This is a genomic window from Paraburkholderia sp. RL17-373-BIF-A, assembly GCF_046030175.1.
GTDB lineage: Bacteria > Pseudomonadota > Gammaproteobacteria > Burkholderiales > Burkholderiaceae > Paraburkholderia.
Genome location: NZ_JARESO010000447.1, coordinates 1 through 416 on the forward strand (window position 1 = coordinate 1; position 416 = coordinate 416).

The window sequence follows — 416 nt, forward strand, 5'->3', positions numbered from 1 at the left end:
AAGCCGTCCTGCACCACCGAGCCAAAAACAAAGTGGATGCAGGACAAGGAAGTTTCGAGCCAACTGGAGAAACAGGGTTACCAGGTCAAACGTGTCAAGACTGAAGGCAGCTGCTACGAGGTCTATGCGTTGGACAAGAAGGGTAATCATCACGAGATGGTCGTCAATCCTGTCAATGGCAAGGCTGTCAGCGAGGAGGTCAACGAATGAGTTCACTGCGCCGAGGGGGAGGCGACGCCTCCCGATCAACGCCTGTGTGGGACCTGTTCGTACGCGTGTTCCATTGGGGCCTTGTGGGTGCATTTAGTGGGGCATACGTTTTGAGCGAAGACGGCGGAACTCTCCATCATGCCCTCGGCTACGCGGTCGTTGGACTGGTGGCCGCGCGTATCGTGTGGGGCTTCGCGGGAACGTAC

General features: G+C 57.2%; 1 protein-coding gene and 1 pseudogene. Both read left to right on the plus strand.

Annotation, left to right across the window (positions count from 1 at the left end; genetic code table 11):
• The coding region (locus P0D80_RS51300; protein ID WP_408296660.1) for a PepSY domain-containing protein at positions 1-210 on the plus strand (210 nt) is incomplete at its 5' end.
• Positions 207-416 (plus strand): annotated as a pseudogene (locus P0D80_RS51305) (cytochrome b/b6 domain-containing protein); the annotation flags it as partial. The gene P0D80_RS51300 and the pseudogene P0D80_RS51305, both read left to right, overlap by 4 nt.